This window comes from Pedococcus sp. (assembly GCF_036554925.1).
In the GTDB taxonomy this organism is placed as follows: Bacteria; Actinomycetota; Actinomycetes; order Actinomycetales; family Dermatophilaceae; genus Pedococcus_A.
In genome coordinates, this window is record NZ_DATBMI010000066.1 from 17,886 (window position 1) to 42,389 (window position 24,504).

General features: G+C 72.7%; 28 protein-coding genes. 11 read left to right on the plus strand and 17 right to left on the minus strand.

All coding sequences use genetic code 11. The features are described from left to right. Positions 1 to 13: 13 nt before the first annotated feature. From VIB11_RS05545 to rpsO, 4 genes are all read right to left on the minus strand, one after another. Entirely contained in the window at positions 14 to 955 is a 942-nt protein-coding gene (locus tag VIB11_RS05545; protein ID WP_332029162.1) for a sugar ABC transporter permease, read from the minus strand. After that, positions 955 to 2,346, minus strand: a complete 1,392-nt coding sequence (locus VIB11_RS05550; protein WP_332029164.1) for an extracellular solute-binding protein — start codon at positions 2,344 to 2,346, stop codon at positions 955 to 957. The genes VIB11_RS05545 and VIB11_RS05550 overlap by 1 nt, the downstream gene beginning before the upstream one ends. 273 nt (positions 2,347 to 2,619) lie before the next feature. Beyond that, on the minus strand, positions 2,620 to 5,049 hold the full coding sequence (locus tag VIB11_RS05555) for a polyribonucleotide nucleotidyltransferase (RefSeq protein ID WP_332029166.1): 2,430 nt from the start codon (positions 5,047 to 5,049) through the stop codon (positions 2,620 to 2,622). Between the two features lie 212 nt (positions 5,050 to 5,261). Beyond that, positions 5,262 to 5,531: a 30S ribosomal protein S15 gene (rpsO, locus tag VIB11_RS05560; RefSeq protein ID WP_332029168.1), complete on the minus strand. Its 270-nt coding sequence runs from the start codon at positions 5,529 to 5,531 to the stop codon at positions 5,262 to 5,264. A 647-nt stretch (positions 5,532 to 6,178) separates the two neighbouring features. On the opposite strand from rpsO, the gene VIB11_RS05565 reads away from it, so the two are divergent. After that, positions 6,179 to 6,529, plus strand: coding sequence for a TfoX/Sxy family protein (locus VIB11_RS05565; protein ID WP_332029294.1), 351 nt, complete (start codon positions 6,179 to 6,181; stop codon positions 6,527 to 6,529). Positions 6,530 to 6,535: 6 nt separating this feature from the next. On the opposite strand, the gene VIB11_RS05570 is transcribed toward VIB11_RS05565, so the two are convergent. From VIB11_RS05570 to VIB11_RS05595, 6 genes are all read right to left on the minus strand, one after another. Next, positions 6,536 to 7,105 (minus strand): GNAT family protein, encoded by a 570-nt coding sequence (locus tag VIB11_RS05570; protein WP_332029170.1) that lies wholly within the window; start codon positions 7,103 to 7,105, stop codon positions 6,536 to 6,538. A 43-nt stretch (positions 7,106 to 7,148) separates the two neighbouring features. After that, positions 7,149 to 8,546: a dihydrolipoyl dehydrogenase gene (gene lpdA, locus VIB11_RS05575; RefSeq protein ID WP_332029171.1), complete on the minus strand. Its 1,398-nt coding sequence runs from the start codon at positions 8,544 to 8,546 to the stop codon at positions 7,149 to 7,151. A 63-nt stretch (positions 8,547 to 8,609) separates the two neighbouring features. Further along, a complete protein-coding gene (gene mrdA, locus VIB11_RS05580; RefSeq protein WP_332029172.1) occupies positions 8,610 to 10,610 on the minus strand; it encodes a penicillin-binding protein 2 in 2,001 nt (666 codons plus the stop codon). Continuing rightward, entirely contained in the window at positions 10,607 to 11,104 is a 498-nt protein-coding gene (locus tag VIB11_RS05585) for a rod shape-determining protein MreD (protein WP_332029174.1), read from the minus strand. The genes mrdA and VIB11_RS05585 overlap by 4 nt, the downstream gene beginning before the upstream one ends. Next, positions 11,101 to 11,940 (minus strand): rod shape-determining protein MreC, encoded by an 840-nt coding sequence (mreC, locus tag VIB11_RS05590; RefSeq protein WP_332029176.1) that lies wholly within the window; start codon positions 11,938 to 11,940, stop codon positions 11,101 to 11,103. Before mreC ends, VIB11_RS05585 begins: the two co-directional genes overlap by 4 nt. A 2-nt stretch (positions 11,941 to 11,942) precedes the next feature. Then, on the minus strand, positions 11,943 to 12,986 hold the full coding sequence (locus VIB11_RS05595; RefSeq protein WP_414695768.1) for a rod shape-determining protein: 1,044 nt from the start codon (positions 12,984 to 12,986) through the stop codon (positions 11,943 to 11,945). Between the two features lie 119 nt (positions 12,987 to 13,105). On the opposite strand from VIB11_RS05595, the gene VIB11_RS05600 reads away from it, so the two are divergent. Beyond that, positions 13,106 to 13,867, plus strand: a complete 762-nt coding sequence (locus VIB11_RS05600) for an SDR family NAD(P)-dependent oxidoreductase (RefSeq protein ID WP_332029180.1) — start codon at positions 13,106 to 13,108, stop codon at positions 13,865 to 13,867. 81 nt (positions 13,868 to 13,948) lie between these two features. Here the strand turns inward: VIB11_RS05600 and VIB11_RS05605 are convergent, their stop codons facing one another. Next, positions 13,949 to 15,214, minus strand: coding sequence for an MFS transporter (locus VIB11_RS05605; protein ID WP_332029182.1), 1,266 nt, complete (start codon positions 15,212 to 15,214; stop codon positions 13,949 to 13,951). 85 nt (positions 15,215 to 15,299) lie between these two features. Between VIB11_RS05605 and VIB11_RS05610 the strand changes: the two genes are divergently transcribed. Beyond that, positions 15,300 to 15,827 (plus strand): MarR family transcriptional regulator, encoded by a 528-nt coding sequence (locus VIB11_RS05610; protein ID WP_332029184.1) that lies wholly within the window; start codon positions 15,300 to 15,302, stop codon positions 15,825 to 15,827. 107 nt (positions 15,828 to 15,934) lie between these two features. Here the strand turns inward: VIB11_RS05610 and ndk are convergent, their stop codons facing one another. From ndk to VIB11_RS05625, 3 genes are read right to left on the minus strand one after another with little or no spacing between them, the layout of a single operon-like run. Continuing rightward, positions 15,935 to 16,363, minus strand: a complete 429-nt coding sequence (gene ndk, locus VIB11_RS05615; RefSeq protein WP_332029186.1) for a nucleoside-diphosphate kinase — start codon at positions 16,361 to 16,363, stop codon at positions 15,935 to 15,937. Positions 16,364 to 16,414: 51 nt separating this feature from the next. After that, entirely contained in the window at positions 16,415 to 16,831 is a 417-nt protein-coding gene (locus VIB11_RS05620; protein WP_332029188.1) for a DUF4233 domain-containing protein, read from the minus strand. After that, positions 16,828 to 17,100 (minus strand): hypothetical protein, encoded by a 273-nt coding sequence (locus tag VIB11_RS05625; RefSeq protein ID WP_332029190.1) that lies wholly within the window; start codon positions 17,098 to 17,100, stop codon positions 16,828 to 16,830. The genes VIB11_RS05620 and VIB11_RS05625 overlap by 4 nt, the downstream gene beginning before the upstream one ends. 66 nt (positions 17,101 to 17,166) lie before the next feature. On the opposite strand from VIB11_RS05625, the gene VIB11_RS05630 reads away from it, so the two are divergent. From VIB11_RS05630 to VIB11_RS05665, 8 genes are all read left to right on the plus strand, one after another. Further along, positions 17,167 to 17,964, plus strand: a complete 798-nt coding sequence (locus tag VIB11_RS05630) for a PIG-L family deacetylase (RefSeq protein WP_332029192.1) — start codon at positions 17,167 to 17,169, stop codon at positions 17,962 to 17,964. Between the two features lie 19 nt (positions 17,965 to 17,983). Next, on the plus strand, positions 17,984 to 19,045 hold the full coding sequence (locus VIB11_RS05635) for a zinc-dependent alcohol dehydrogenase family protein (RefSeq protein ID WP_332029194.1): 1,062 nt from the start codon (positions 17,984 to 17,986) through the stop codon (positions 19,043 to 19,045). A 44-nt stretch (positions 19,046 to 19,089) separates the two neighbouring features. Next, a complete protein-coding gene (locus tag VIB11_RS05640) occupies positions 19,090 to 19,224 on the plus strand; it encodes a hypothetical protein (RefSeq protein WP_332029196.1) in 135 nt (44 codons plus the stop codon). 75 nt (positions 19,225 to 19,299) lie between these two features. Beyond that, positions 19,300 to 19,569, plus strand: a complete 270-nt coding sequence (locus tag VIB11_RS05645; RefSeq protein WP_332029198.1) for a muconolactone Delta-isomerase family protein — start codon at positions 19,300 to 19,302, stop codon at positions 19,567 to 19,569. Positions 19,570 to 19,705: 136 nt separating this feature from the next. Beyond that, positions 19,706 to 20,098, plus strand: coding sequence for a helix-turn-helix domain-containing protein (locus VIB11_RS05650; RefSeq protein ID WP_332029200.1), 393 nt, complete (start codon positions 19,706 to 19,708; stop codon positions 20,096 to 20,098). A 1-nt stretch (position 20,099) separates the two neighbouring features. Continuing rightward, positions 20,100 to 21,263, plus strand: coding sequence for an ABC transporter substrate-binding protein (locus VIB11_RS05655; protein ID WP_332029202.1), 1,164 nt, complete (start codon positions 20,100 to 20,102; stop codon positions 21,261 to 21,263). After that, complete coding sequence (locus VIB11_RS05660) at positions 21,260 to 22,327, plus strand: iron ABC transporter permease (RefSeq protein WP_332029204.1); 1,068 nt, start codon at positions 21,260 to 21,262, stop codon at positions 22,325 to 22,327. Before VIB11_RS05655 ends, VIB11_RS05660 begins: the two co-directional genes overlap by 4 nt. Beyond that, positions 22,320 to 23,144 carry an ABC transporter ATP-binding protein gene (locus tag VIB11_RS05665; protein WP_332029206.1) on the plus strand — a complete coding sequence of 275 codons (825 nt, stop codon included), beginning with the start codon at positions 22,320 to 22,322 and terminating at the stop codon, positions 23,142 to 23,144. Before VIB11_RS05660 ends, VIB11_RS05665 begins: the two co-directional genes overlap by 8 nt. Here VIB11_RS05665 and VIB11_RS05670 read toward each other — a convergent pair. From VIB11_RS05670 to VIB11_RS05680, 3 genes are read right to left on the minus strand one after another with little or no spacing between them, the layout of a single operon-like run. Then, positions 23,098 to 23,916: a DUF6390 family protein gene (locus VIB11_RS05670; protein WP_332029208.1), complete on the minus strand. Its 819-nt coding sequence runs from the start codon at positions 23,914 to 23,916 to the stop codon at positions 23,098 to 23,100. The two genes, VIB11_RS05665 and VIB11_RS05670, sit on opposite strands and share 47 nt — an antisense overlap. After that, positions 23,897 to 24,148, minus strand: a complete 252-nt coding sequence (locus VIB11_RS05675; protein ID WP_332029209.1) for a HypC/HybG/HupF family hydrogenase formation chaperone — start codon at positions 24,146 to 24,148, stop codon at positions 23,897 to 23,899. Before VIB11_RS05675 ends, VIB11_RS05670 begins: the two co-directional genes overlap by 20 nt. Positions 24,149 to 24,150: 2 nt before the next feature. Beyond that, positions 24,151 to 24,498, minus strand: coding sequence for a hydrogenase maturation nickel metallochaperone HypA (locus VIB11_RS05680; protein ID WP_332029211.1), 348 nt, complete (start codon positions 24,496 to 24,498; stop codon positions 24,151 to 24,153). Positions 24,499 to 24,504: the final 6 nt, after the last annotated feature.

Genomic DNA, 24,504 nt, shown 5'->3' on the forward strand with positions numbered 1-24,504 from the left:
GGCTCTCGGCTCCCTAGGAGTAGAAGACGAATCGGCGGGACAGGCGGAACTGCAGTGCGGTCACGAGCATGATGAGGACCGTCAGGACGATGCCGATGGCGGAGGCCCGCCCGAACTGCAGCTGCTGGAAGGCGGACTCGTAGATCACCATCACGGCGGTCCGCGTCGAGTCGCCCGGTCCGCCGCGGGTGAGGACGTAGGGCTGGTCGAAGATCTGCAGCGCGGCGATGATCGCCATCACGGAGGCGACGAGCAGCGTCGGGCTGACGAGCGGGAGCGTGATCTTCCAGAACTGCCGCCACCCGGTCGCGCCGTCGATCGCGGAGGCCTCGTAGACCTCCTTGGGGATCGAGGCGAGACCGCCGAGGAAGAGCAGGAACGAGAAGCCGAAGTTCTGCCAGACGTACACCAGCACGACCATGACCGCGGCGCCGGTCTCGGAGGTGAGCCAGGGCACCGCCGGCACGCCCAGCTTGCCCAGCAGGTGGTTGACCAGCCCGAAGTTCTGGTTGAACAGGTACGACATCATGATCGACACCGACGACGCCGACAGGATCAGCGGGAAGAAGAACACCGAACGGAAGAACGACCGCAGCCAGCCCGGCAGCTTTCCCTGCACCAGGACGGCCAGGCCCAGGGCGATCCCCAGCTGGAGTGCGACGGCGGCGACGACGAAGCCGATGGTGTTGAGGAACGCCACCCGGACAGTCGGGTCGCCGCCGATGTCTGCGAAGTTGTCCAGACCCGCCCACTCGGGGGCGGAGATGACGTCCCAGCGGAAGAACGCGAGAACGAACGACGCGATGATCGGCAGCACCGTGAAGAGGCCGATGCCGATCACGGTCGGAGCGAGGAAGACCGCCGCGAACCGGGTCCGTGAGCGGGCACGCTCTGCGGTCGTGGAAGTGGGGGTCGTCACGCGGGTCGTCGGCCTGCTTGCCGTGGCTGTGGCCATCAGGACCTCCCGAGGGCGAGGTTCAGGTCACGGTCGAGCCGTGAGAGGGCGGAGGTGAGTCCGGACTGCGCTCCGGTGACCGCACCGAGGACGTTCTTGATGAGGGCGGTCTCGATCGCTGCCTGCTGCGGGGGTGCCGGGATCGGCGCGGCCGGGAGCTGGTCGAGCGTGTCGTAGAAGACCTTCCAGTGGGCCGGTCCCTTGCCTGAGTAGAGCGCCTCGGTGACCAGCGAGCGGCGCGTCGGAGTGGTGTTCGGAGCCGGGAACGCGAGCGCCATCCCCTCGCGCGAGGTGCAGAACTTCACCCACTCCCAGGCCTCGTCCTTGCGCTTCGAGGTCCGCATGATGGCGTACCCGGCGGCGCCGAACTGGTGGCGCTGGGACCGCCACCGCGGGAAGTACTGCACGTCGAACTGACGCTCGGTCATCCCCGCCTCCGACAGGCCCTGGACCCAGTAGCCCCCCGCCGGGGTCATGCCGATGCTGCCCCCGGCGAACTGCGCCACGAGCTCGTTGCCGCCGCCCTGGGCAGGGCTTGTGCCCAGTCCTTCGGCGACGATCCGGCGCAGGAAGTCGAATGACTCCTCCACCTTGGGATCGAGGGCGTTGGACTCCTCCCACAGGAAGCCGCCGCTGCGCCCGGCCGCTGCCGCGTCACCCTGGTAGAACCGCTGCCAGAGCCACTCGCCCCCGGGAGACTTCGCCTCCTTGAGGAAGCTGGTGTCGTTGATGTAGAGCCACGGGACCACGCCGCCCCAGAGACGGTTGGTCCAGTAGAACGGCACGAAGGGCGCGCGGTTGGAGCGGCGCAGCGTGCGGGCCGTCCGGAGGAAGTCCTCGTGCGTCCAGGTCGCGGCGGGGCGCTCCAGCCCGGCCTTCGCGAACGCGTCGAGGTTGAGGTACATGTTGGCCGCGTTGAAGTCGATCGGGAGCTGGTAGAGGTTTCCTCGGTACATGAACGCCTCGACCAGGCTCGGGTGCACATCGGAGAAGTAGTCCTCCATGACCGCGGCATCCCGGGTGATGTAGGGGTCCAGCGGCTCGGCGAGACGATCCGCGAAGAGCTGGGCGCCTTCCGTGGCAACGACACACACGTCCGGCGGCGTCCCGGCCGCCACCATCGTGAGGATCTTCGCGAAGAAGTTGGACCAGTCCTGCCCTTGGATGGCCTGGATCCGCACCGGGATGTCGGGGTGCTGCCTGCGGAAGGCGTCGACGAGGCCCTGTCGCGCGGCGGCGTCCTGGTTGGTGCCGAGGATCGCGACGTTGAGCACGTCGCCCCCGCGGCCGGCGATGTCCGTGGCGGTGAGGCGAGGCCAGCTGGCGCCGAACAGCGTGGCGGCCCCCGCCCCCGCAGCACCGAGCAGCACCCGGCGACTGATGTCTGTCATCGTTGACCCTTTCATCACCTAAATCGTTTTAGGTCGTAGATGAGTGTGGACGACGAATCCCACGGGCGTCAACCCCTTGTCCGCGCCGCGACCTCCGCCCTGCCCGGGCTCCTGCTCCTGCTCCTGCCCCTGCCCTGCCCCTGCCTCACCCCTGCCTCACCCCTGCCCCCCCGGCCCTGCCACACCCTGCCCGGCTGCCCCTCAGGGGCACGACGAAGGGCCGGTCCACCCGTGCGGGTGGACCGGCCCTTCGCTCAGGCGCTCAGGCGAACGTCAGTTCGCGGCGTCCTCCGACGAGGCGGGAGCCCCGGCGTCGTGTGCCTCGACGAGCTGGTCGGACTCCTGCGTGCCGGAGCCCTGCTCGGCGCGGTCACCGCGGTCGCCACGGCGGCGGTTGCGGCCGCGGCCGCGCCCACCCTCGCGACGCTCGCCGCGCTCCTCGCGGTCACCACGGTCCTCGCGCGGCGCACGCTCCTCGGAGTCGCCCTCGGCCTCGGCCTCGGCCTGCTCGCCGGTCTCGCCCTCGGCCAGGACAGCGGCAAGGGAGAGCTTGCCGCGCGGGTCGATCTCCTTGAGCTCGACCTGGACCTTCTGGCCGACGGCGAGGACGTCCTCGACCGCGTCGATCCGCTTGCCGCCGACGAGCTTGCGCACCTCGGAGATGTGCAGCAGGCCGTCCTTGCCGGGGAGCAGCGAGATGAACGCGCCGAAGGTCGTCGTCTTGACCACGGTGCCCAGGAAGCGCTCGCCGACCTCGGGCATCTGCGGGTTGGCGATCGCGTTGATCGCCGCGCGCGCAGCCTCGGCGGACGGGCCGTCGGTGGCGCCGATGTAGACCGTGCCGTCGTCCTCGATGGAGATGTCGGCGCCGGTGTCCTCCTGGATCTGGTTGATCATCTTGCCCTTCGGGCCGATGACCTCGCCGATCTTGTCGACCGGGACCTTCACCGAGATGACGCGAGGAGCGAAGGGGCTCATCTCGTCCGGGGTGTCGATGGCCTCGTTCATGACGTCGAGGATGTGCAGGCGGGCGTCACGGGCCTGGGTCAGCGCGCCGGCCAGCACCGAGGCGGGGATGCCGTCGAGCTTGGTGTCGAGCTGGATCGCCGTGACGAACTCGCGGGTGCCGGCGACCTTGAAGTCCATGTCACCGAACGCGTCCTCGGCGCCGAGGATGTCGGTCAGGGCCGCGTACTGCGTCTCACCGTCGACCTCGTCGGAGACCAGGCCCATCGCGATGCCGGCGACCGGCGCGCGCAGCGGCACACCGGCGTTCATCAGCGACAGCGTGGAGGCGCAGACCGAGCCCATCGACGTCGAGCCGTTGGAGCCGAGCGCCTCGGAGACCTGGCGGATCGCGTAGGGGAACTCCTCGCGCGTCGGCAGCACCGGCATGAGCGCACGCTCGGCCAGGGCGCCGTGGCCGATCTCGCGGCGCTTCGGCGAGCCCACGCGACCGGTCTCGCCCGTGGAGAACGGCGGGAAGTTGTAGTTGTGCATGTAGCGCTTGCGCGTCACCGGGGAGAGGGTGTCGAGCTGCTGCTCCATGCGCAGCATGTTCAGCGTGGTGACACCCATGATCTGGGTCTCGCCACGCTCGAAGATCGCCGAGCCGTGCACGCGCGGCAGGACCTCGACCTCGGCGCTCAGGGCGCGGATGTCGGCGAGGCCACGGCCGTCGATGCGGACCTTGTCGCGCAGGATGCGCTGGCGGATCAGCTTCTTCTGCACGGAGCGGTAGGCAGCGGAGAGCTCCTTCTCACGACCCTCGAACTGCTCGGCGAGAGACGCCTTCATGGCGTCCTTGATCTCGTCGATGCGCTCCTCGCGCTCCTGCTTGCCGGCGATGGTGAGCGCCTGCGTGAGGTCGGCGGAGACGGCGCCCTCGACCGCGGCATACGCGTCGTCCTCGTAGTCGAGGAAGATCGGGAACTCCTGGACCGGCTTGGCCGACTTGCTCGCCAGCTCGGCCTGCGCGTCACAGAGCGCCTTGATGAACTTCTTGGAGGCCTCGAGGCCGTCGGCCACGACCTCCTCGGTCGGCGCCTGCTTGCCCTCGTTCTTGACGAGGTTCCAGGTGGCGTCGGTGGACTCGGCCTCGACCATCATGATCGCGACGTCGTCGCCCACGACCCGGCCGGCGACGACCATGTCGAAGGTCGAGCGCTCGGCGTCGGAGAAGTTCGGGAACGCGACCCACTGGCCGTCGATCAGCGCGACGCGGACGCCGCCGATCGGGCCGGAGAACGGCAGGCCGGAGATCTGGGTCGAGGCGCTCGCCGCGTTGATGGCGAGCACGTCGTACTGGTGGTCGGGGTTGAGCGCGAGCACCGTGATGACGACCTGGACCTCGTTGCGCAGCCCCTTGGTGAAGGTGGGACGCAGCGGGCGGTCGATGAGCCGGCAGGTGAGGATCGCGTCGGTGGACGGGCGACCCTCGCGGCGGAAGAACGAGCCCGGGATCTTGCCCGCGGCGTACATCCGCTCCTCGACGTCGACCGTCAGGGGGAAGAAGTCAAAACCCTCGCGCGGGGACTTCCCGGCGGTGGTGGTGGAGAGGAGCATCGTGTCCTCGTCCAGGTAGGCGGCGACGGCGCCGCCGGCCTGCTTGGCCAGTCGCCCGGTCTCGAACCGGACGGTGCGGGTGCCGAAGCTGCCGTTGTCGAGCGTGGCCTCGGCGAACTGAATGTCTGGACCCTCCATTGGGCCCTCCTTTGGTCTCTCTCTGCGAACCGCGTGCATCGTCGTTGTGCACGGGCTTCTTCTCTGGTCGTTCCGATATGCAGTTGTGCTGGGCGGCGCGGGCCTGCCGGCCACCGCGGGGCTGGGACATGCCCGGCCTCAAACGCCCCGCCTTCCAACAGAAGGGAGCGGCCCGCACGTGGTGGCGGGACCGCTCCCTGGTGTTGAAGCTCTTATCGACGCAGACCGAGGCGCTTGATCAGCGAGCGGTAGCGCTCGATGTCGACGCTCTCGAGGTAGCGCAGCAGCCGACGGCGCTGGCCGACCAGCAGCAGCAGGCCGCGCCGGCTGTGGTGGTCGTGCTTGTGCTGACGGGAGTGCTCGGTGAGGTCCTTGATGCGCTGGGTGAGGAGCGCGATCTGCACCTCGGGGGAGCCGGTGTCGCCCTCGGCGGTCGCGTACTCGGCCATGATCTTCTTCTTGACGTCCGTGCTCAACGGCATGGGTCGACACTTCTCCTTCTGGTGGTCGTTGCGCGGTGCGCCAGGGCTGGTTCACCTGGGCTCTCTCGATCCGCGGCCGGTCTACGGCAGGGGTCAGGCTATCAGCGCGACGCCACGGTGCCCTAATCGCCGCCGGCCCCAGCCTCCGCGTCTCGACGCGGCGCCCGGTCGGCCGGCCCGGGCAGGCACCCGGCCTCCACGCCGAGCGCTTGCGCAAGGCCCGCGCTCCGGTACGGCCACCACGGGCTGCGGCCGTACCGGTTGGCCAGCCGACGGTACTCGAGCTCGGCGTCCGTGGGGTGGTCTCCCGCGACCCTGCCCGAGGCCCGAAGGCGGTCCCGCTCGGCGCGTCGGTGGTACCAGGCCTTCGCCGGCTCGCGGTCGTAGCGCGGCGAGGTGATCACCCCCGGTGGGAGCTGGTCGGAAGGCTGCACGTCGAGGGGGCGGGAAACCGACGTGCCCCGTTGTCCCTGACGGCGTCCGCGGCGACCGGGCCAACCTTCATGCCTGCACCACGCCGCTACGTCGCTGATCCGCTCGAGTCGGCAGGGTGCGACCAGTGCCGTGGCCGTGGGAGCGAGCCCGGCCCCCACCCGACACGATGGGCCCAGATGGCGGGCCCAGCCCTGCGGGGGTTGGATGTGCAGATGCCGATGCCGAAGCACAGCGACGAGGACAAGGCGCGCTTCCGCGCGATGGTGCGGGAGGCGCCGGGCGTCGAGGTCAAGCCGATGTTCGGCAGCGTGGGCGCGTTCGTGAACGGCAACATGTTCGCCGGCCTGTTCGGTTCCGACATCGGCGTCAAGCTCGACCCAGCGGGCCTCGAGGAGCTGCGCGCACTGCCGGGCAGCGGGCCCTTCGGGCCCGCCGAGCGCCCGATGGGCGGCTACCTGTCCCTCCCCCAGGACCTGTCCGACGCGGAGCAGACCGCCTGGGTCGACCGGGCCCGCGAGCACGTCGCCACGCTGCCGCCGAAGGTCAAGAAGCCGAGGAAGTAGCCAGGGTCAGTCGGCCCTCACCCTGGGCCACTCGTCGGCGCGGATGGCGTAGACGGTCAGGTCGGTCCACTCCCCCTTGAACCACGACGCCCGCTCGAAGAGTGCCTCGCGCCGCATGCCCAGCCGCTCGCAGATCCGCGTCGATGCGGTGTTGACCGGGTCGATCTGGGCCCAGACCCGGTGCACGCCGAGGTCCTCGACGGCGACTCGCACCAGCTCGCGCGCCGCCTCGGTGGCGTACCCGTGGCCCTGCACGTCGGGCGCGAAGACCCAACCGATCTCGGCCTGCCTGCCGTCGTGCCCGTCGAGGCCGTCGAGGTGGAGGAGCACGTCGCCGACGACCCGGCCGTCGAGCTCGACCGCGAGCATGCAGATCGGCTGCGACGGCTCCACCCGTCCCGCGGTGGCGCGTTCGGCGACCATGTCGGCCACCTGCTCACGCGTCTTGGGCTCGCCGGGGATGTACCGCACGACGTCGGGTACGGATCGGTAGGCGAACACGTCCGCCTCGTCCCCGGGGCGGAAGCTCCGGAGGACGAGGCGGTCGGTCGTGATCGGGAGCCGCACGCGCGGCATACCGGGCCTGTCCCTCAGGTCGGCGGGTGGGAAACGAGCGCCGTCAGAGGTTGATCATGTGGCCGGCGATGCCCTCGACGGCCTCCTTCATGGCCTCGCTGAGGGTCGGGTGGGCGAAGATGTTGCGGGCCACCTCGTCGGCGGAGAGGTCCCACATCTGCGCCAGGGTCAGCGCCGGGAGCAGCTCGGTGACCTCGGGGCCGATCAGGTGGGCCCCGACGATCTCGTTGTGCTTGGCGTCGGCCACGATCTTGACGAAGCCGACACCCTCGGCCATGCCGCGAGCCTTGCCGTTGGCGGAGAACGGGAACGACGCGGTCTTCACGTCGTAGCCCTTCTCCTTGGCCTGCTCCTCGGAGTAGCCGAACGAGGCGATCTGCGGCTGGCAGAACGTCGCCCGCGGGATCATGTCGAAGTCGATCTCCATCGTCTCCGCGTCGGCGATGGTCTCGGCGGCGACGACCCCCATGGCCTCGGCGGTGTGCGCCAGCATGAGCTTGCCGGTGACGTCGCCGATCGCGTAGACGCCGTCGACGTTCGTGCGACCCCGCGCGTCGACCTCGATCGCGCCGCGGTCGGTGGTCCTCACGCCGCTGTTCTCGAGGCCGTAGCCCTCGAGGCGCGGGGCGAAGCCGATGGCCTGGAGGACCTTGTCGGCCTCGAGCACCTGCTGGTCGCCACCACCGGCCGGCGAGACCGTGACCCGGACGTTGGAGCCGGTGTCCTCGATGGCCTCCACCTTGGTCGACAGCATGACCTTCACGCCGAGCTTCTTGTACTGCTTGAGCAGCTCCTTGGACACGTCGGCGTCCTCGGTCGGCACCATCCGGTCCAGGAACTCGACGATCGTCACGTCCACACCGAAGTTCTTCATGACGTAGGCGAACTCGACGCCGATGGCGCCGGACCCGGCGATGATGATCGAGCTCGGCAGCTGGTCGGTGAGGATCTGCTCCTCGTAGGTCACGACCCGCTCGGACAGCGACGTGCCGGGGATGAGCCGGGTCGTCGCGCCGGTCGCGATGATGAGGTTGTCACAGGTGACGGTCTGCGTCTGGCCGTCGCCGCCCCTGACCTCGACGGTCCGGGGGTCCTTGATCGTGCCCCAGCCGTCGAGCTCCACGATCTTGTTCTTCTTCATCAGGTAGTGCACGCCCTTGGCACTGGCCTCGGCGACCTTCCGGCTGCGCGCGTGGGTGACCTTGAAGTCCATGGTGGCGTCGCCGCCGATGCCGAAGGTGTCCTTCTCGTGCGTGATGATGTGCGCGATCTCCGCGTTGCGCAGCAGCGCCTTCGACGGGATGCACCCGACGTTGAGGCAGACACCTCCCCAGTACTTCTCCTCCACCACGGCGGCCTTCAGCCCGAGCTGCGACGCACGGATCGCCGCGACGTACCCACCCGGACCAGCACCCAGCACCACAACGTCGAAGTCAGCCATGGGAGGCAGCCTAGAGACTCGGGGGCGCTCCGCGCAGCGTGGGTCGGCGCAGTGGTCCCGCCGTCACCCGATCCGACGGAGGACGTCGTGGATCCGGCGCGCCGCAGGTGCCGCGGTCTCGCCGCCCGTGCCGCCCTGAGCGACGACGACCGCGACGGCATACCGCGGCTTCGTGGCGGGCGCGTAGGAGACGAACCACGAGGTGTCGCCCCGGCCGAAGACCTCGGCGGTCCCGGTCTTGCCCGCCACCGGCCACTGCCGCAGCGGGAAGCCGGTGAAGGCTCCCTTCGCGGTGCCCTCGGTGACGACGCCGACGAGGGCGTCCTGGAGGAAGCGGAGCATCGCCGGGCTGAGTCCCACCGAGCCGTCGCGGTGTGGCGGCACGGTCTCGAGGGCCCCTCCCCCGGCCTGCCGGAACCCACTGGCGACGTGGGGGGTCCAGAGCGTCCCGCCGTTGGCGATGGCCGCGTACGCCCGGGCCATCTGCAGCGGCGAGACCGCCATGTCACCCTGGCCGATGGAGAAGTTGGCGGCGTCGCCGGCCCGGAACTGGAAGCCGGTCCGACAGTTCTCGCGCGCCAGGGACGTCAGGTAGGCCGCTCGCGTCCCGTCCGTCGCCGCCACCTCCGGGTAGCCCGTGCGGGCGCGTTCGCAGGTGTCCTCGCGGGTCTGTCTCCACTGCTGCTGCTTCCACTCCCGGCTGGGCACGCGCCCGGCCTGCTCCCCCGGGAGGTCGATGCCCGTGCGCTCACCGAGGCCGAAGGCCCGGGCGGCGGCGATGAACGGGTCACCGCCGTCGCCGTGCGCCGCGAGGCCGCCCTGGGACTGCCAGGAGCGGTACGCGAAGTCGTAGAACACGGTGTCGCAGGAGACCACGAGCGCCTCGCGCAGCCCGATCGACCCGTAGGCGCGAGACTCGAAGTTGCGGAACTCCCGGCTGCCGATCCGGTAGCTGGACGTGCACGGGTAGCGGCCGCCGAGCGGGTTCCCTGCCGAGACCGCGGCGGGCAGCGAGACCACCTTGAAGGTGGAGGCGGGCGCGAACGCGGCCGACGTCACCCGCGAGACCAGCGGTGTGCCGGCCGCCGGGTCGGTGAGCGACGCGAGCTCCCGTTCGGTGATCCCGCCCGTCCAGACCGTGGGGTCGTATGCCGGGTGGCTCGCCGCCGCGACCACGCCGCCGTTCGTGACGTCGAGGACGACGGCGGCGCCGGCGTCCGCCTCCTCACCGCGTCGGCGGGCCGTCTGGACCGCCTCGGCGAGGGCGCGCTCCGCCGCTGCCTGGACCCGCACGTCGAGGTGGGTCACGAGGTCACGACCCGGGACCGGTGCCGAGACGGACAGCTGCCCGGTCACCACGCCACGGGGGTCGACGGTCACGGTGGTCCGCCCGGGCGTCCCACGCAGCACCCGGTCGTACTGCTCCTCCAGGCCCGAGCGCCCCACGAGGTCGGAGTCACCCACCGTGCCCCCACCGGCCCTGACGTCCTCGGCGCCGGCGCGGGTGAGGTAGCCGAGGACGTGCGCCGCGCCGGCCCGGGACCGTGACGGGTAGTCGCGGACCGGCCGGGCGGCGACCTCGACGCCCGGGAAGTCCTCGGGCCGCTCGAGCAGGCTGAGGGCGAGCGCCGGGTCCACCCCGGCGGCCACGGGCACGGGCTCGTACGGCGATCCGTTCCAGCACACCGGGGGCGGTGGGGTGTCCCGGGTCCCGCACGGCTGCGTCCGTCCCCAGACCTGGGCGACGGGCAGCCGCAGGGCTGCGGCCACGCGCTCGACGAGGGCCCGGCCCCCGTCGTCCGCGTCGAGCAGGGCGGCGCGCTCGATGGTCACGACGGCCTCGGAGGTGTTGTCGACCAGAGGAGCCCCGGTGCGGTCGAGGATCCTGCCGCGCAGCGCGGGCTGGACGACCACCCGGCTGTTCACCGTCGCCGCGGCGGCCGCGTAGTCGTCGTGGTCGGCGAGCTGCACCTGGCCGAGCCGGCCGAGCAGCGCGCCCATCATTGACAGCACGACGAGCCCGAACACCCAGAACCGGGCCGAGGTGTCGCGAGGCCTGGTCATGCGGGGGCACGCCGGGCGAGGGCGTGCTCGGCCCACACGAGGGCGGGCACCAGGACGACCCCGAGTGCGGTGGTCAGGGCCAGTCGCAGCCCGACCTCGCCCCAGGCCACCGGCGCACCCACCAGGCCGGCCAGGAACGCCCGTCCCGCCCAGAGCGTGGCGGCGGCGCCCGCCACGACGACGGCGACCCAGATGAGTGGCGTCCGGCCCTCCCGGCGGCCGGCTCCGGCCACGAGCCCCGCCGCGGCATACAGCAGGGCACTGGAGCCGAGCACCGCGGCGCCGGGAGGCATGAGGTCGACGACCCAGCCTGCCGCCAGCCCCAGCACGACCCCACGGGACGGGCCGGCGAGCAGGGCTCCTGCAACCACGACCGGCAGCACGAGGTCCGGCAGGGCGAGGCCGACGCGCGAGCCCTGGACGGCGCTCAGCAGCGCCATCGCGACCAGGAGAGCCGCGCGGGCGAGGCCCACCGGCGACAGCCCGACGATCACCGCGGGCCCCCGGTGAGCGTCGGGCGCGGGGTCGACCGCGGGGCACCGAGCAGGACGCCAACGACGTCGAGGGTCGTGACGTCGACAGCAGGAGCGACGGCGGCGGTCGGCGCGAGCTCGCCCCGGCCAGGGTCGACGGCGGTCACCCTGCCCACCGTGATCCCCGGCCGGAAGGGCCTCCCGCCAGGGCTGCCCAAGGTCGTCACCTGGTCCCCGACGGCGACGCTCCCCCGCTGCACCAGGGTCAGCCCAAGCAGGCCCGCACGACGGGGTCTGGGCCCGGCCGCACCCGTCACCGCGCCGAGGGTTCCCCCCTGCCCGACTCGCACGCCCACGGTGGCGTCCGCCGCGCCCAGCAGCAGCACGTCGGCCGTCCACGGTGCGACCGAGACCACCCGGCCGACCAGTCCCTCCGCACTGACGACGGTGAGCCCCTCGCTGACGCCGTCCCGCGACCCGGCGTCGACCGTCACGCGCGAGGGACCTGACGCACCCTCGGCCCGGACCGCCACGACCCTCGCCGGCACCAGGGGCGCGCCGCGCGTCTGCGACGACTCCAGCAGGTCCGCGAGCCGGCGGGCGTCGCCCACGTGCTGGTCGCGCGCGGCGGACTCCACGCTCGTGCGGACGCGGTCATCGGCGGGGCCGCCGGGATCCACCTGCGCTCCGAGGCCCCCACGCGCGAGCGTCTCGAGGGGACCGAACACCGCGGCCCCGGCGGCCCGCACCTGTGACGCCCCGGGGGCGCCCGCGAGGTCGAGGACCAGCAGCACCGCCGTCGCGGCGACGAGGGCGAGCGCCAGCCGGCGGCGGGACGGGCGGGTCGGGCGGGTCATGCTCAGAGGCGGCGGGTGTCGACCAGGACCCGCTCCAGGGTGGCGAACTCGTCGACGCACCGCCCGGAACCGAGCACCACCGAGCGCAGCGGGTCGTCGGCCACGCGCACGGGCACGCCGAGCTCGTGGCGCAGCCGCTCGTCGAGGCCCCGTAGGAGGGCGCCGCCCCCCGTCAGGGTGATCCCGTTGTCGAGGACGTCGCCGGCGAGCTCCGGTGGGCACACGTCGAGGGTGGCCCGGACGAGCTCGACGATCTGGAGCACCGGGCCCTCGATCGCCCGGCGGACCTCGGCGCTGGAGATCGTCACCGTCTTCGGCAGCCCGGTGACGAGGTCACGACCACGGACCCGGGTGCTCGTCTCCTCGCGCAGGGGGAAGGCCGAGCCCGCGCGCACCTTGATGTCCTCGGCGCTGCGCTCACCGAGCAGGAGGGAGTACTCGCTCTTGACATGCGCGATGACCGCTTCGTCGACCTCGTCACCGCCGACGCGGACGGACCGTGAGGTCACGATCCCGCCCAGGCTGATGACGGCGACGTCGGTGGTGCCGCCCCCGATGTCGACGACCATGGACGCGGAGGTCTCGTTGACCGGCAGCCCTGCGCCGATCGCCGCGGCCATCGGCTCCTCGATGACGTAGACGCGGCGGGCGCCACTGCGGACCGCGGCATCCTCGAGCGCCCGCCGCTCGACACCGGTCACCTCGCTCGGGACGCAGACGACCATGCGCGGGCGCACGAGCCGCGAGGGCCGGACCTGGTCGACGAAGTAGCGCAGCATCCGCTCGGTGATGTCCGCGTCCGAGATGACGCCGTCCTGGAGCGGCCGGACGGCCCGGACGTTGCCGGGCGTCCGCCCGAGCATCTCCTTGGCCCGGGTCCCCGCCGCCAGCAGCCGGGACGTCCCGGCCTCGACGGCGACGACCGACGGCTCGTCGAGCACCACACCCCGGCCGCGCTCGTACACCAGGGTGTTGGCGGTGCCGAGGTCGATGGCGAGGTCCCGACCCAGTGCCAGCCAACCCCGCGCACCCCTCACGGTCGCGATGGTACGCGTCGCGGCGGCCGAGGCCGGGAGCCGCGGCGACGTGTCGCGGGACGTTGGACTCTGGGGCGCTGGGGTGGCAGTTGCGACGGTTGAGGTGTCGGCCGAGGGCAGGAGGAGCTGTGAGCAGGAGACTGGACGGACGGGTGGCCATCGTGACCGGCGCGGCCTCGGGAATCGGGCGGGCGATCACCGTGCGGTGCGCCCACGAGGGCGCTGTGGTGATCGCGGCGGACGTCAACGCCCCTCGCCTGGACGAGCTGGTCGGCTCGCTACCCGAGGACGCCAAGGTCGTCCCGGTCGCCGCCGACCTCGCCACCGACGAGGGCGTCGCCGCGGTCGCGCGTGTGGCGACGGAGCAGGGCGGGGCCGACGTGCTCGTCAACAACGCGGGGATCATGGACTGGTTCCTCGCCGCCGGCGACGTCGACGACGCCACCTGGGAGCGGGTGTTCGCGGTCAACGTCACGGCCCCGATGCGCCTGATCCGTGCGGTCCTCCCCGCCATGCTCGAGAGGGGTCGTGGGGCCATCGTCAACATCGCGTCCGTGGCCGGCGTCTCGGGGGGCGCCGCGGGGATCGCCTACACCGCGTCCAAGCACGCCCTCGTCGGGATGACGCGCAACACCGCCTTCTTCTACGGCCCGCAGGGCGTGCGCACGAACGCCGTCTGCCCCGGCGGCGTCGAGACGAACATCGCCGAGGGCGGCGCCCAGCCCCGCACCCCCTGGTCCTTCGATCGGCTGCAGTCCGGCTTCTCGCGGGCGCAGCGGACGGCGCAGCCTGACGAGATCGCGACGCTGGTGGTGTGGCTGGTCGGCGACGAGGCGGCCAACGTCAACGGGGCCATCATCGCCAGCGACGGGGGCTGGACGGCAGCCTGAGCGGGGCCTGCGAGGCCGCCGCCCCCCACGATGGGGGGTGGCGGCCCTTGGGCCGCGAGCGCCGCGTCGAGGGGGGCGGCCTCAGGCCGCGAGCGCCGCATCGAGGGGGGCGGTCGCCTCCGACGGCTCCGCCGAGCCGGTCCGCAGGGTCCGGCGCAGGCGCCACGCCGCCAGGACGGCGAGCAGGCTGATGCCCACGTGCAGGCCCACGAACAGCGCGCCGAGGCCAGCCCCGAGGATGACGCCGGCCACCAGCGGACCCACCGCGGAGACGCCGGTCTGCAGTGCGGTGAACACGCCGAGGGTGGTGCCGACCATGCCCTGCGGGGCCAGGCTGGCCGTCAGGGGGTTGAGGATCGGCGCATACATCGTCTCGCCGACGGCGAACACCGCGAAGGTCGTGACGAACAGCACCGTGGCCAGGCCCGGCGCCGTGGAGGCGAGCGCGAGCAGCAGCCAGGACACCGTCCAGATCGCGCCCACGACCATGAGCAGTGCCGGGGCACCGCGACGGGCCGTCGCGCGCACCACGACCATCTGCAGGGCGATGATGACGACGCAGTTGACGGCCGCGGCCACGCCGATCGCCAGCTCGTCCACGTCCAGGACCGTCAGGGCGTAGGCCGGGAGCCCGCTCTCGAACTGCGCGTAGAAGCCCAGGGCGAGGGTCACGGTCACCAGGGCCGTCCAACGCAGTGCCGGGCTGGCCCAGATCAGCCGCACGGCGAGCCGCGCCGGCACTCGGTCGGCCACCGCTGCCGACCCCTCGTCGGCGAGCGGGTCCACGGGGCGCGGGGCGCCCCGGCCGGCCACCAGGATGAGTACGCCCGACAGCACGAAGCCCGCGGAGGCGGCGGCGAACGCCGGCCACATCCCGTGGGGCTGGTCGAGGTCGACGACGAACCCGGCGACGAACGCCCCGACCGCCATGCCGAGCGCCTGGCCGGTGAACTGCCAGGCGAAGACGCGCCGGCGGTCCTCGCCGCCGCCCACCCAGCGCAGCACGAGCACGGTCTGGGCCGGCGAGGCAGCGGTGATACCGGCACCGAACACGAACATGCCGACCAGGAACGCGCCGGGAGAGCCCGCCACGACCAGGCTCAGCGCACCGACCGCAGCAAGCAGCTTGGCGCCGACGGCGACCGCCACCGGCGAGCGTCGGTCGGCGAGCCGGCCGCCGAGGGGTGCGGCGAGCAGGGCGCCGACGGAGAACAGGCTGGAGGCCGCCGCGGCGGCGAGGCTCCCCCAGCCGCGGGTGTCCGCGGCATACGCGTACTGGTAGGGCAGCACGGTGCCCCAGCCGAGCATGGCGATGGCGGAGGCGAGGATCAGCAGGCGGGCGCGCACGGGTATCGGTCGTTTCTCGTTCGATTTCAAACACTTAGATAAGCAATACTTCGATATCGAAATCTTAGCATGCGAAGATGGTGACATGCCCACGCAGAACCGGACGCCGGAGCCGCGCGCCGCCCAGCGCAAGTACGAGGCGGCCGTGCAGGCCTATGTCGAGGCAGGCGGCGACGAGTCCGTCCAGCGGGTCATCACCGCCGTCTACGGCCTCACTCGCAAGCTCGACAAGTGGTACGGACGTCAGCTAGCCGACCTCGACCTGTCCCACGGGGAGTGGGCCGTGCTCGCCTACCTGGCCAAGGCAGGCGACTCCCCCGTCACGCCCTCGCAGCTCGCCGACGTCGCGAATGTGGCGCCCTCGTCGATGACCCATCGCCTGGACCGGATGGCGCAGCGGGGTCTGGTGCACCGCGCACCGGACCCCGCCAACCGCACGCGAGTGCTCGTCACCCTCGACACCGCCGGGCGGGACCTGTTCACCGCCGCCGTGCGGGAGGCGAACGTCGTGGAGTCCGACGCCCTGGCCGGCCTGACGACCGCGCAGCGCGAGACGCTCGCCTCGCTGCTCGAGGTCGTCATCGGCGGGCTCGACGACCTCGAGACCACCTAGGCCACGCAAGCCAGCCCAGCACCGCGACCCGGCCGCCACCTTGTACGCACAGAAAGCCGCCCACTGCGCCTGTCAGTGGGCGGGTGGGCGGCTCAGCGGTGACGAGGTCAGAGGTGGGGGAACCAGATCTCGATCTCGCGCTTCGCGGACTCCGGGGAGTCGGAGCCGTGGACGATGTTCTGCTGGACCTTGGTGCCCCAGTCACGGCCGAGGTCGCCGCGGATCGTGCCGGGCAGGGCCGCGGTCGGGTCGGTGGCGCCGGCCAGGGCACGGAAGCCCTCGATGCACCGCTCACCCTCGATCACCGCTGCCGCCACGCTGCCGCTGAGCATGAACTCGACCAGCGGCTCGTAGAACGGCTTGCCCTCGTGCTCGGCGTAGTGCTCGGCGAGCATCTCGCGGGTGGGGGTGAGCACCGACAGCGCGACCAGGGAGTAGCCCTTGGCCTCGATGCGGCGCAGCACCTCGCCGGTGAGGCCACGGGAGAAACCGTCGGGCTTGACCAGGACCAGGGAGCGTTCCGTCTGCGTCGTCACGGCGCTCACCCTACCGAGACGGGCCGACCCGACTCCCCGGGCCCCGGCGGGCTACCCGGCGACCCGGCCCTGCGAACCGCCGGCGGCGGCCTGCGCCTCGCGCTGCGCCTGGAGGGCGTCGATGCGAGCCCCCTGCACCATGCACAGCACCCACAGCGCGAGGAACAGCAGCCCGACGAGCAGCATGGCGGGGACGACGAGCGCGCTGAGCAGGGTCAGCCCCTGGACCACCCACCCGAGCGTGACGCCCCAGGGCCGCCGCATCAGGCCGGCCGCGAGGAGGCACAGGACCGCCAGCGCCGACCCCACCGCCAGCCACGTGCCGCTGCGCGCGTCCCCGCCGGCCGAGGCCGTCGCCCGCGCCACGAGGGCGCCGAAGAAGACGATGACAGACTCGCCGGCCAGCACCATCGCCAGCATGCGCCAGCTGAACTTCCCGAGCGGGCCGTGGAAGGTCAGCGCGCTCACGGCTTGCGCCCCCAGCTGCGGACGTCGATGGCCTGCTTGGCCTGGACCAGCGAGGCGTTCGTGGCGTCGCGGTAGATCTTGATCGCGTTGATGGTCCTGCCCTCCGACAGCGCATGGTCGATGGAGTCCTGCACGGGCTGCGGCAGGTCGTCGACCGGCACGGGGGGCATCGGGTCGTCGGGCACGTGCCGGTCGCGGAACCGCGTGACGAGCCAGAACACCAGGACGACCAGCGCCAGGATCAGCAGCAGTTTCGTGAACGGGTGCATGGACCCACCGTATGCCGTGCGCGCGCGGCCTTGCCGCGTCGCCTCGGTCGCTGCCACGCTCGCGTCATGACGCGGGGACGCACCCTGATGGTCGTCGTGGCCCACCCCGACGACGACGCCTACGGTGTGGCCGGGTCCGTCGCCCTGCACGGCGACGACCCGCGCTTCAGGTACGTGCTGGTGCACGCGACCTTCGGCGAGGCTGGCGAGATCCCGGAGGGCTTCCCCGCCACGCGGGCGACCCTGGGGCAGGTCCGCCGGGCCGAGGACGAGCGGGCCTGGCGCGCCCACGGGCGCGAGCCCGACCGCCACGAGTGGCTCGGCCTCCCCGACGGCGGTGTCCCCGACGTGCCGCGCGACGAGCTCGAGGGCACCATCGAGGCGATCATGGAGCAGGAGCGACCCGATGTGGTGGCGACCTTCGGCCCCGACGGCATCACCGGCCACCCCGACCACATCGCCGTCGGAGCCGCCACCGACGCCGTCTTCGGCCGCCTCGCCCGGGACGGCGGGCCCGGCCTGCGACGGCTCGTGCACGGCGCCCTGCCGGAGACGGTCTTCCGCCGGTTCAACGGGCACCGGGAGGCCGAGGGCCTCCCACCCTGGGACCCGACGGCGGTCTACCACCTCCGCGGCGTCCCCGACGAGCTCATCGGGATCACCGTGGACACGTCGGCGGTGACCGACCGCGTGCGGCGGGCCTTCCTCGAGCACCGCAGCCAGCTGCACGTCGCGGCGCCCCCGGCCGACGACGTCCGTGGGTGGCACCGCGCCCTGGCCCGCGAGCACCTCGTCATCGCCTGGCCTCCCCGGGAGCCCGGTGCCCCGCGCCTCGGCGACCTCTTCGAGGGTCTCGACGGGTGACCGGGCTGGTCGAGGGCTGATGCGCGCCGTCGTGTACCACGCGTACGGCGTCCTCCCCGAGGTCGCCGAGGTGGCCGACCCGGCCTGCCCCGAGGACGGGGTCGTCATCGAGGTGCGCGCCACCGGCGTCTGCCGGTCGGACTGGCACGCCTGGAGGGGGCACGACCCGGTCGCGCTGCCCCACACGCCCGGGCACGAGTTCGCGGGAGTCGTCGCGGCGGTGGGGCCGCGGGTGAGCGAGTGGAACGTCGGCGACCGGGTCACCGTGCCCTTCGTGTGCGGCTGCGGCGCCTGTGACTACTGCGCGGGCGGTGACGCGCAGGTCTGCCCGCACCAGACCCAGCCCGGGTTCACCGGCCCCGGGTCCTTCGCCGAGAAGGTGGCCGTCCACGCCGCCGACCTCAACCTCGTCGCCCTTCCCGACTCCGTCGACTTCGTCACCGCCGCCTCCCTCGGCTGCCGGTTCGCCACGGCCTTCCGCGCCCTCACGGCCCACGGCCGGCTCGTCCGCGACCAGTGGCTCGCGGTGCACGGGTGCGGCGGCGTCGGGTTGTCGGCCGTGATGATCGGCGTCGCCCTCGGCGCCAGGGTCGTCGCCGTGGACGTGGTGGCCTCGGCACGGGACCGAGCCCGCGACCTCGGCGCAGAGGCGACGGTGGACGCTGCGCAGGTCGGCGACGTGGCGGCGCGCGTCCGCGAGCTCACCGGCGGCGGCGCCCACGTCTCGGTCGACGCGCTCGGGTCCCCCGACACCGCGGTCGGCTCGGTTCGGTGCCTGCGCCCCCGTGGCCGCCATGTCCAGGTGGGGCTCCTGCTGGGCAAGGCCGCCACGCCTCCGCTGCCGATGGACCTCGTAGTCGCCCATGAGCTCGAGGTCCACGGCTCCCACGGGATGGCCGCGCACGAGTACCCCGCGATGCTCGCTCTCGTCGAGGACGGCACGCTGCGCCCAGACCGCCTCGTCGGTCACGTCATCGACCTCGACCGAGCCGGTGAGGCCCTCGCCGCGATGGACCTGCCCGCGTCCACGGCGGGGATGACCGTGGTGCGGCCGGTCCCGTCCGGGGGCCCGCAGGCGTAGTGTCGGAGGGGAAGCCACTCCGGCTTCCAGACCAGGGAGCAGCCATGGCGGACAAGTCACCCCGATCGCACATGTCGAAGAAGTCGGCGAAGTCCATCAAGGAGAAGCGGGCCGAGAAGCACGCGAGATCCGACGCCAAGGGCCACCTCGACATCGGCGACATCGGCAAGAAGCGCTGACGCCGTCGGGCCCACGCTCCCGTGGGGGACGGACGGACGATGGGCACCTCCGCGTCGGCGCGGCATGCTGGCTGCATGAAGTTCCTCGTCCTGTGGCGGATCGACCTGGGCCTGGTGTCCACCGAGCTGGCAAGGGCCATCGGCCGCATGCCCGAGTACGGCCAGCGGCTCGAGGACGAGGGCAAGGTCCTGGCGCGCTACCACGTGGTCGGCGCCCATGGCGGGGCGTGGATCTACGAGGTGGACTCCCACGAGGAGTTCGAGCGGCTCCTCGGGCGGGCACCGGTGTTCAACTTCGCGGAGTACACCGTGCACGCGCTGGCCGACATGGAACCCCCGACGTAGCCGGAGGCCCCGCCGGGCGTGGCACGGGGCCGCAGGGTGTGGCGTGAGGCCCGCGTGGTGCGGCGTGAGGCCCGCGTGGTGCGGCGTAGGCGGAATGCACGATTGCGAGATTCCGTCACCGGAGTAGCGTCGAGGGGTGGCCTCACCTCTCGGGTCTCGGTGGGCGCTGACCGGGACGGGTGACCTGGAGGCCCGTCGCCACCTGGAGGTCAGCCAGCGACTGCGCGAGCGCCGTCGGCTGCTCGGCCTCACCCAGAAGCAGGTGACCTCGCGGCTCGGCCGGCTCGGCGTCGCCAGCACGAACAAGTCCCTGAGCTCCCTCGAGCACGGTGCGGGGCTCGACGTCGCGAAGCTGCCCGAGCTGGCTGCCGCGCTCGAGTGCACGGTGACCTGGCTGCTGGGCCTGACCGATGACCCCCATCGGTGGGAGCCCGACGAGCCGGCGCCCCCCGGCCCCTCACTGCACCAGGATGCCGCCGAGCAGACGAGCGGGCCGTGGATCCTCGGGCCCCTGTCACCCGAGGCCTGAGATGACCGACGAGCGGGCGACCCCCCACCCGTCGACGGTGACCCGCCGAGCGGCCCTCGCGGGCGCCGGCGCGCTCGGCCTCGCCGCGCTCGGGGCCTGCGGCTCCGGTGGCGGCACGGCCGGGACGCCGACGTCCCCGGCCGCGTCGGGCACCGTCAGTGCCCTCGACCAGCGGGGCAGGCGCGTCACCCTCTCCCGACCGGCCACCCGGATCGTCACCGTGCCCATGCCGGCCGCCTCGCTGGTGGTCGCGATCGACGGCGGCGTCGACCACCTCGTGGGGATGCACCAGGCCTCCTGGACCGCCATGCGGGACGGCGTCCTCGGCGAGTTCTTCCCGCAGGTGCTGGGCGTCGCCCACGACATCGCCACCGCCGACTTCACCCCCAACGTCGAGAGCGTGGTCGCCCTCCGCCCGGACGTGGTCGCGCAGTGGGGTGACCAGGGCACCGGCCTGACCGCGCCGCTGGAGAACGCCGGACTCGCGGTGGTCGGGCTGCGCTACGGGCGTCAGGAGGACCTCGACACCTGGGTCACGCTCTTCGCCACCCTGCTCGGCCAGGAGGAGCGCGGCCGCGAGATCCGCTCCACCATGGCCGCCTCGCTCGCCGCGGTCAGGGCCGACCAGCCGACGACGAGCGGCCCGGCGCCCAAGGTGCTCTACTTCAACCGCTTCGCCGAGGGCCTCAAGGTCGCCGCGAAGGGCACCTACAACGACTTCTGCATCCGGCTCGTCGGGGGGACCAACCCGGCCGCGGACCCGGGTGGGGTGGCAGCCGCGGGCATGGTGGGCGTCGACGTCGAGCAGGTGGTCGCGTGGGACCCCGACATCGTCCTGCTCGGCAACTTCGACGCCGCCGTGCCCGAGGACGTCTACCGCGCACCGGCCTGGCAGAGCCTGTCCGCGGTGCGCTCACGGCGGGTCTACAAGGTGCCCCTCGGTGGCTACCGCTGGGACCCGCCCAGCCACGAGTCGCCGCTGATGTGGCGGTGGCTCGGCCAGGTCGTGCGGGCCGGGGAGGCTCCGGCCGACCTTCGGGCCGAGGTCGACCGCTACTACCGGCTCTACTACGGGCACACCCCCACGGACGCGCAGCTCAAGGCCATCCTGTGGTCGGAGGCCAACGCGCAGTCCGCCCACTACCAGCGGTTCGGCACGTCGTGACCGCAGCCCCCGCGGTGGCCACGCGCGCGGAGGCGCCGGACCTGCCCGTCCTGCGGCGGCCCGCCGTGGCCCTGGCCGTCGCCACGCTCGCCCTCGTCGTCTCCTGCTGCGTGGCCCTGGCCGTCGGCCGGTTCCCGGTCTCGGTCGGGCAGGTCCTCGAGATCCTGCGGGAGGAGGCGAGCGGGACGGCGGCGGCCGGTGAGGCCTCCCGGGACGTCGTCGTGCTCGTCCGCCTGCCGCGGATCCTCCTGGCCGTGCTCGTCGGCGGCGGGCTGGCGGTGTGCGGCGCCGCGCTGCAGGCGGTCTTCCGCAACCCCCTCGTCAGCCCCCAGATCATCGGCGTCTCCTCGGGTGCCTCCTTCGGCGGCGCCCTCGCCATCGTGCTGGGCCTGGGGTCGGCGATGCTCGTCGGGTTCGCCTTCGCCTTCGGTCTCGTCGCGATCCTCGTCGTGTACGCCGTGACCCGCGGCAGCGACGGTGCGCCCATGCTCATGGTGGTGCTGGCCGGCGTCGTCACCGGGTCGTTCTTCTCGGCGCTCGTGTCCCTGATCACCTACGTCGCCGACCCCTACGACCAGCTGCCCGCGATCGTGTTCTGGCTGCTCGGGAGCCTGGCCACCGCCACCTTCGCGAAGGTGGCGGTGGCGGCGCTGCCGGTGCTGGTCGGCTCACTGCTGCTGGTGCTGCTGCGCTGGCGGGTCAACGTGCTGTCGCTCGGCGATGACGACGCCGCCGCGGTGGGGCTCCGGCCGGGCCCCGCTCGCTGGACGGTGCTCGGCGCCGTGGCCCTGGTGGTGGCCGGCGCGGTGGCCGTCGCGGGTGTCGTGAGCTGGGTGGGGCTGGTGGTCCCGCACCTCGTGCGGATGTGGGTGGGCCCGGACCACCGGGTCCTGCTGCCGGCGTCCTTCCTCGTGGGCGGCGTGTTCCTGCTCGTCATCGACACCGTGGCCCGCACCCTCACGGCCGGGGAGATCCCCCTGGGGGTCCTGACCGCGCTCATCGGGGCCCCCGTCTTCTTCGTGCTGCTGCGACGCAACCGCGAGAGGCTCTGGGACAGTGCTTGAGCTCAGCGGCCTCGGTTTCGCCTACCTGCCCGGGCGGTGGGTCTTCCGCGGCGTCAGCCTCACGGTGCCGCCGGGGACGACCACCGCCGTCATCGGCCCCAACGGCCGGGGCAAGACCACCCTCGTCCGCTGTGCCGCAGGGCTGCTCGAGCCCACCGAGGGCACCGTGACGAGGGCCTGCGTGCCCGGCTTCGTGCCACAGGCCCACGGGTCGACCTTCGCCTACCGCGTCCTCGACATGGTCCTGATGGGCCGAGCCCGGCACATCGGGCCGTTCTCCGTCCCCGGGTCCGCGGACGTGGCCGCGGCCCGGGCGGCCATCGAGCGGGTCGGCATCCGCGGGCTGGAGGGACGGCCCTTCCCGGCCCTGAGCGGCGGCGAGCAGCAGCTGGTGCTGATCGCCCGGGCCGTCGCCTCCGGCAGCACGCTGCTGGTGCTGGACGAGCCGGCCGCCGGTCTCGACCTGCGCAACCAGTCACGGGTGCTGGCCCTGCTGCGCGAGCTCGCCGGCGAAGGCCTCGCCGTCCTGCTCACGACCCACCACCCCGACCATGCGCTCCACCTCGCCGACCGGGTGGTGCTCATGCACGGTCCGGAGTCCGTGGAGTGCGGTCCCGCCGCTGCCCTCCTGACGGAGGAGCGTCTCACCGGCCTGTATGCCGTGCCGGTGCACTGTGTCGAGTACGCCGCCGACGGCGTGATGCGGCGCGCGATCGTCACCGGGTACGGCGCCGGGTCCGACGTCGCCGCGCCCACCGAAGCGGCCCGGCTCAGCCCAGGACCGCCGCCGGGCCGGACAGCTCGACCCCTCCGTTGACGATGTCCAGGTGGCGCCTGGTGTAGTGCCGCAGCGCGCGCAGTGATGCCTCGGTCAGCCGGTCGCACACCCACTCCCAGTGCAGGGAGACCCAGTCCCCCGGCACGAGGTCGTCGAGCATCCCCACACCACCGACCGCGCGCACCGCGGTCTCCCGGGCGGGCTCGCCGAGCTCGAGGCGGCGGCCGTTCCACGTCAGCGGCCGGCAGTCGACGACGACCTGGTCCCCCAGGACCGACACGACCCGTCCCCAGCGGATCCGGCAGCGGTCCAGCACCGTGAGGGCCTGCTCGGCCCGCCGGTCGTCGCCCAGCAGCCCGGTCCAGGGGTAGACGCAGAACACGTGGAAGCTGTGGTGCGGCAGGCCGCCCGCGACGACGCCGTCCGCGAGGTGACCGAAGTGCGGCCCGGAGCGGTGGCGGAACCGCTCCTCCATGGAGTTGCCGATGTCGAAGGTCGGCAGCCGGTCCAGCAGGTCGTTCCCGACCCAGTACGCCTCGACCACCCGGCGGTCGAGCGGGTCCGGCACGCCGACGGACCCGGCGATCAGCTCGAGGTACGGCCAGGCGCCGGCGAAGGCCTGGGCCATCAGCCGCAGCCCGGGGTCCACGACCCCCGAGACGCCGTACTCGAAGAAGCCCGCGTTGTCGCTGGGCCCGCAGTAGCCATGGGAGTTGGGCGGGAACGCGTATCGCACGAAGAGCACCGCGCCCGAGACAGGCTCGCGGTGGAGGGCTGCTGCGGGGGCCCGGTCAGGCGGGATCGGCGTCATGGGCGAGCTCCCCTCGGGCCATGCTCCTCAGCATCGACTGCGCGTCCCGGGCCTCGTCCTCCGTCATCCGCTCCAGCGCGAAGCCGCTGTGGATGAGGATCCAGTCACCCGGCTGCCAGGGCCCGTCGAGGAGCCCGACGTGGATCGGCCGGACGGCCCCGGCGACCTCGACGTCGACCAGCTCCGAGCCCGGTGTGACCGCGACGACGCGACCGGGGAGCCCGAGGCACATCGTCACTCCGCCGGCTGCTGGCGCAGGGTCAGGGACACGAGGGTGAGCTCGTCGCCACCGCTGACGTCGACGTCCTCGGACCCGCAGACGGTGCACGCCGCCAGCGGGTCCAGCGACGTCGAGTGGCCACCGCACGTGCGGCAGTGGACGTCGACGGGCACGGTCTCGAGCGAGACGGTGGCGTCGGCCGCCGATGTCCCGGCTGCCACCGTGCTGAAGGCCAGCTGCATGGAGTCGGGCTGGAGCCGCTGGCGCACCCCTGCCCGCACGACGACCGCGGTCACCGGCCGGCCGTCAGCCCGCCGGAGCACGGCGTCCACGACTCCCTCGCACAGGCCGAACTCGTGCACGGCGCA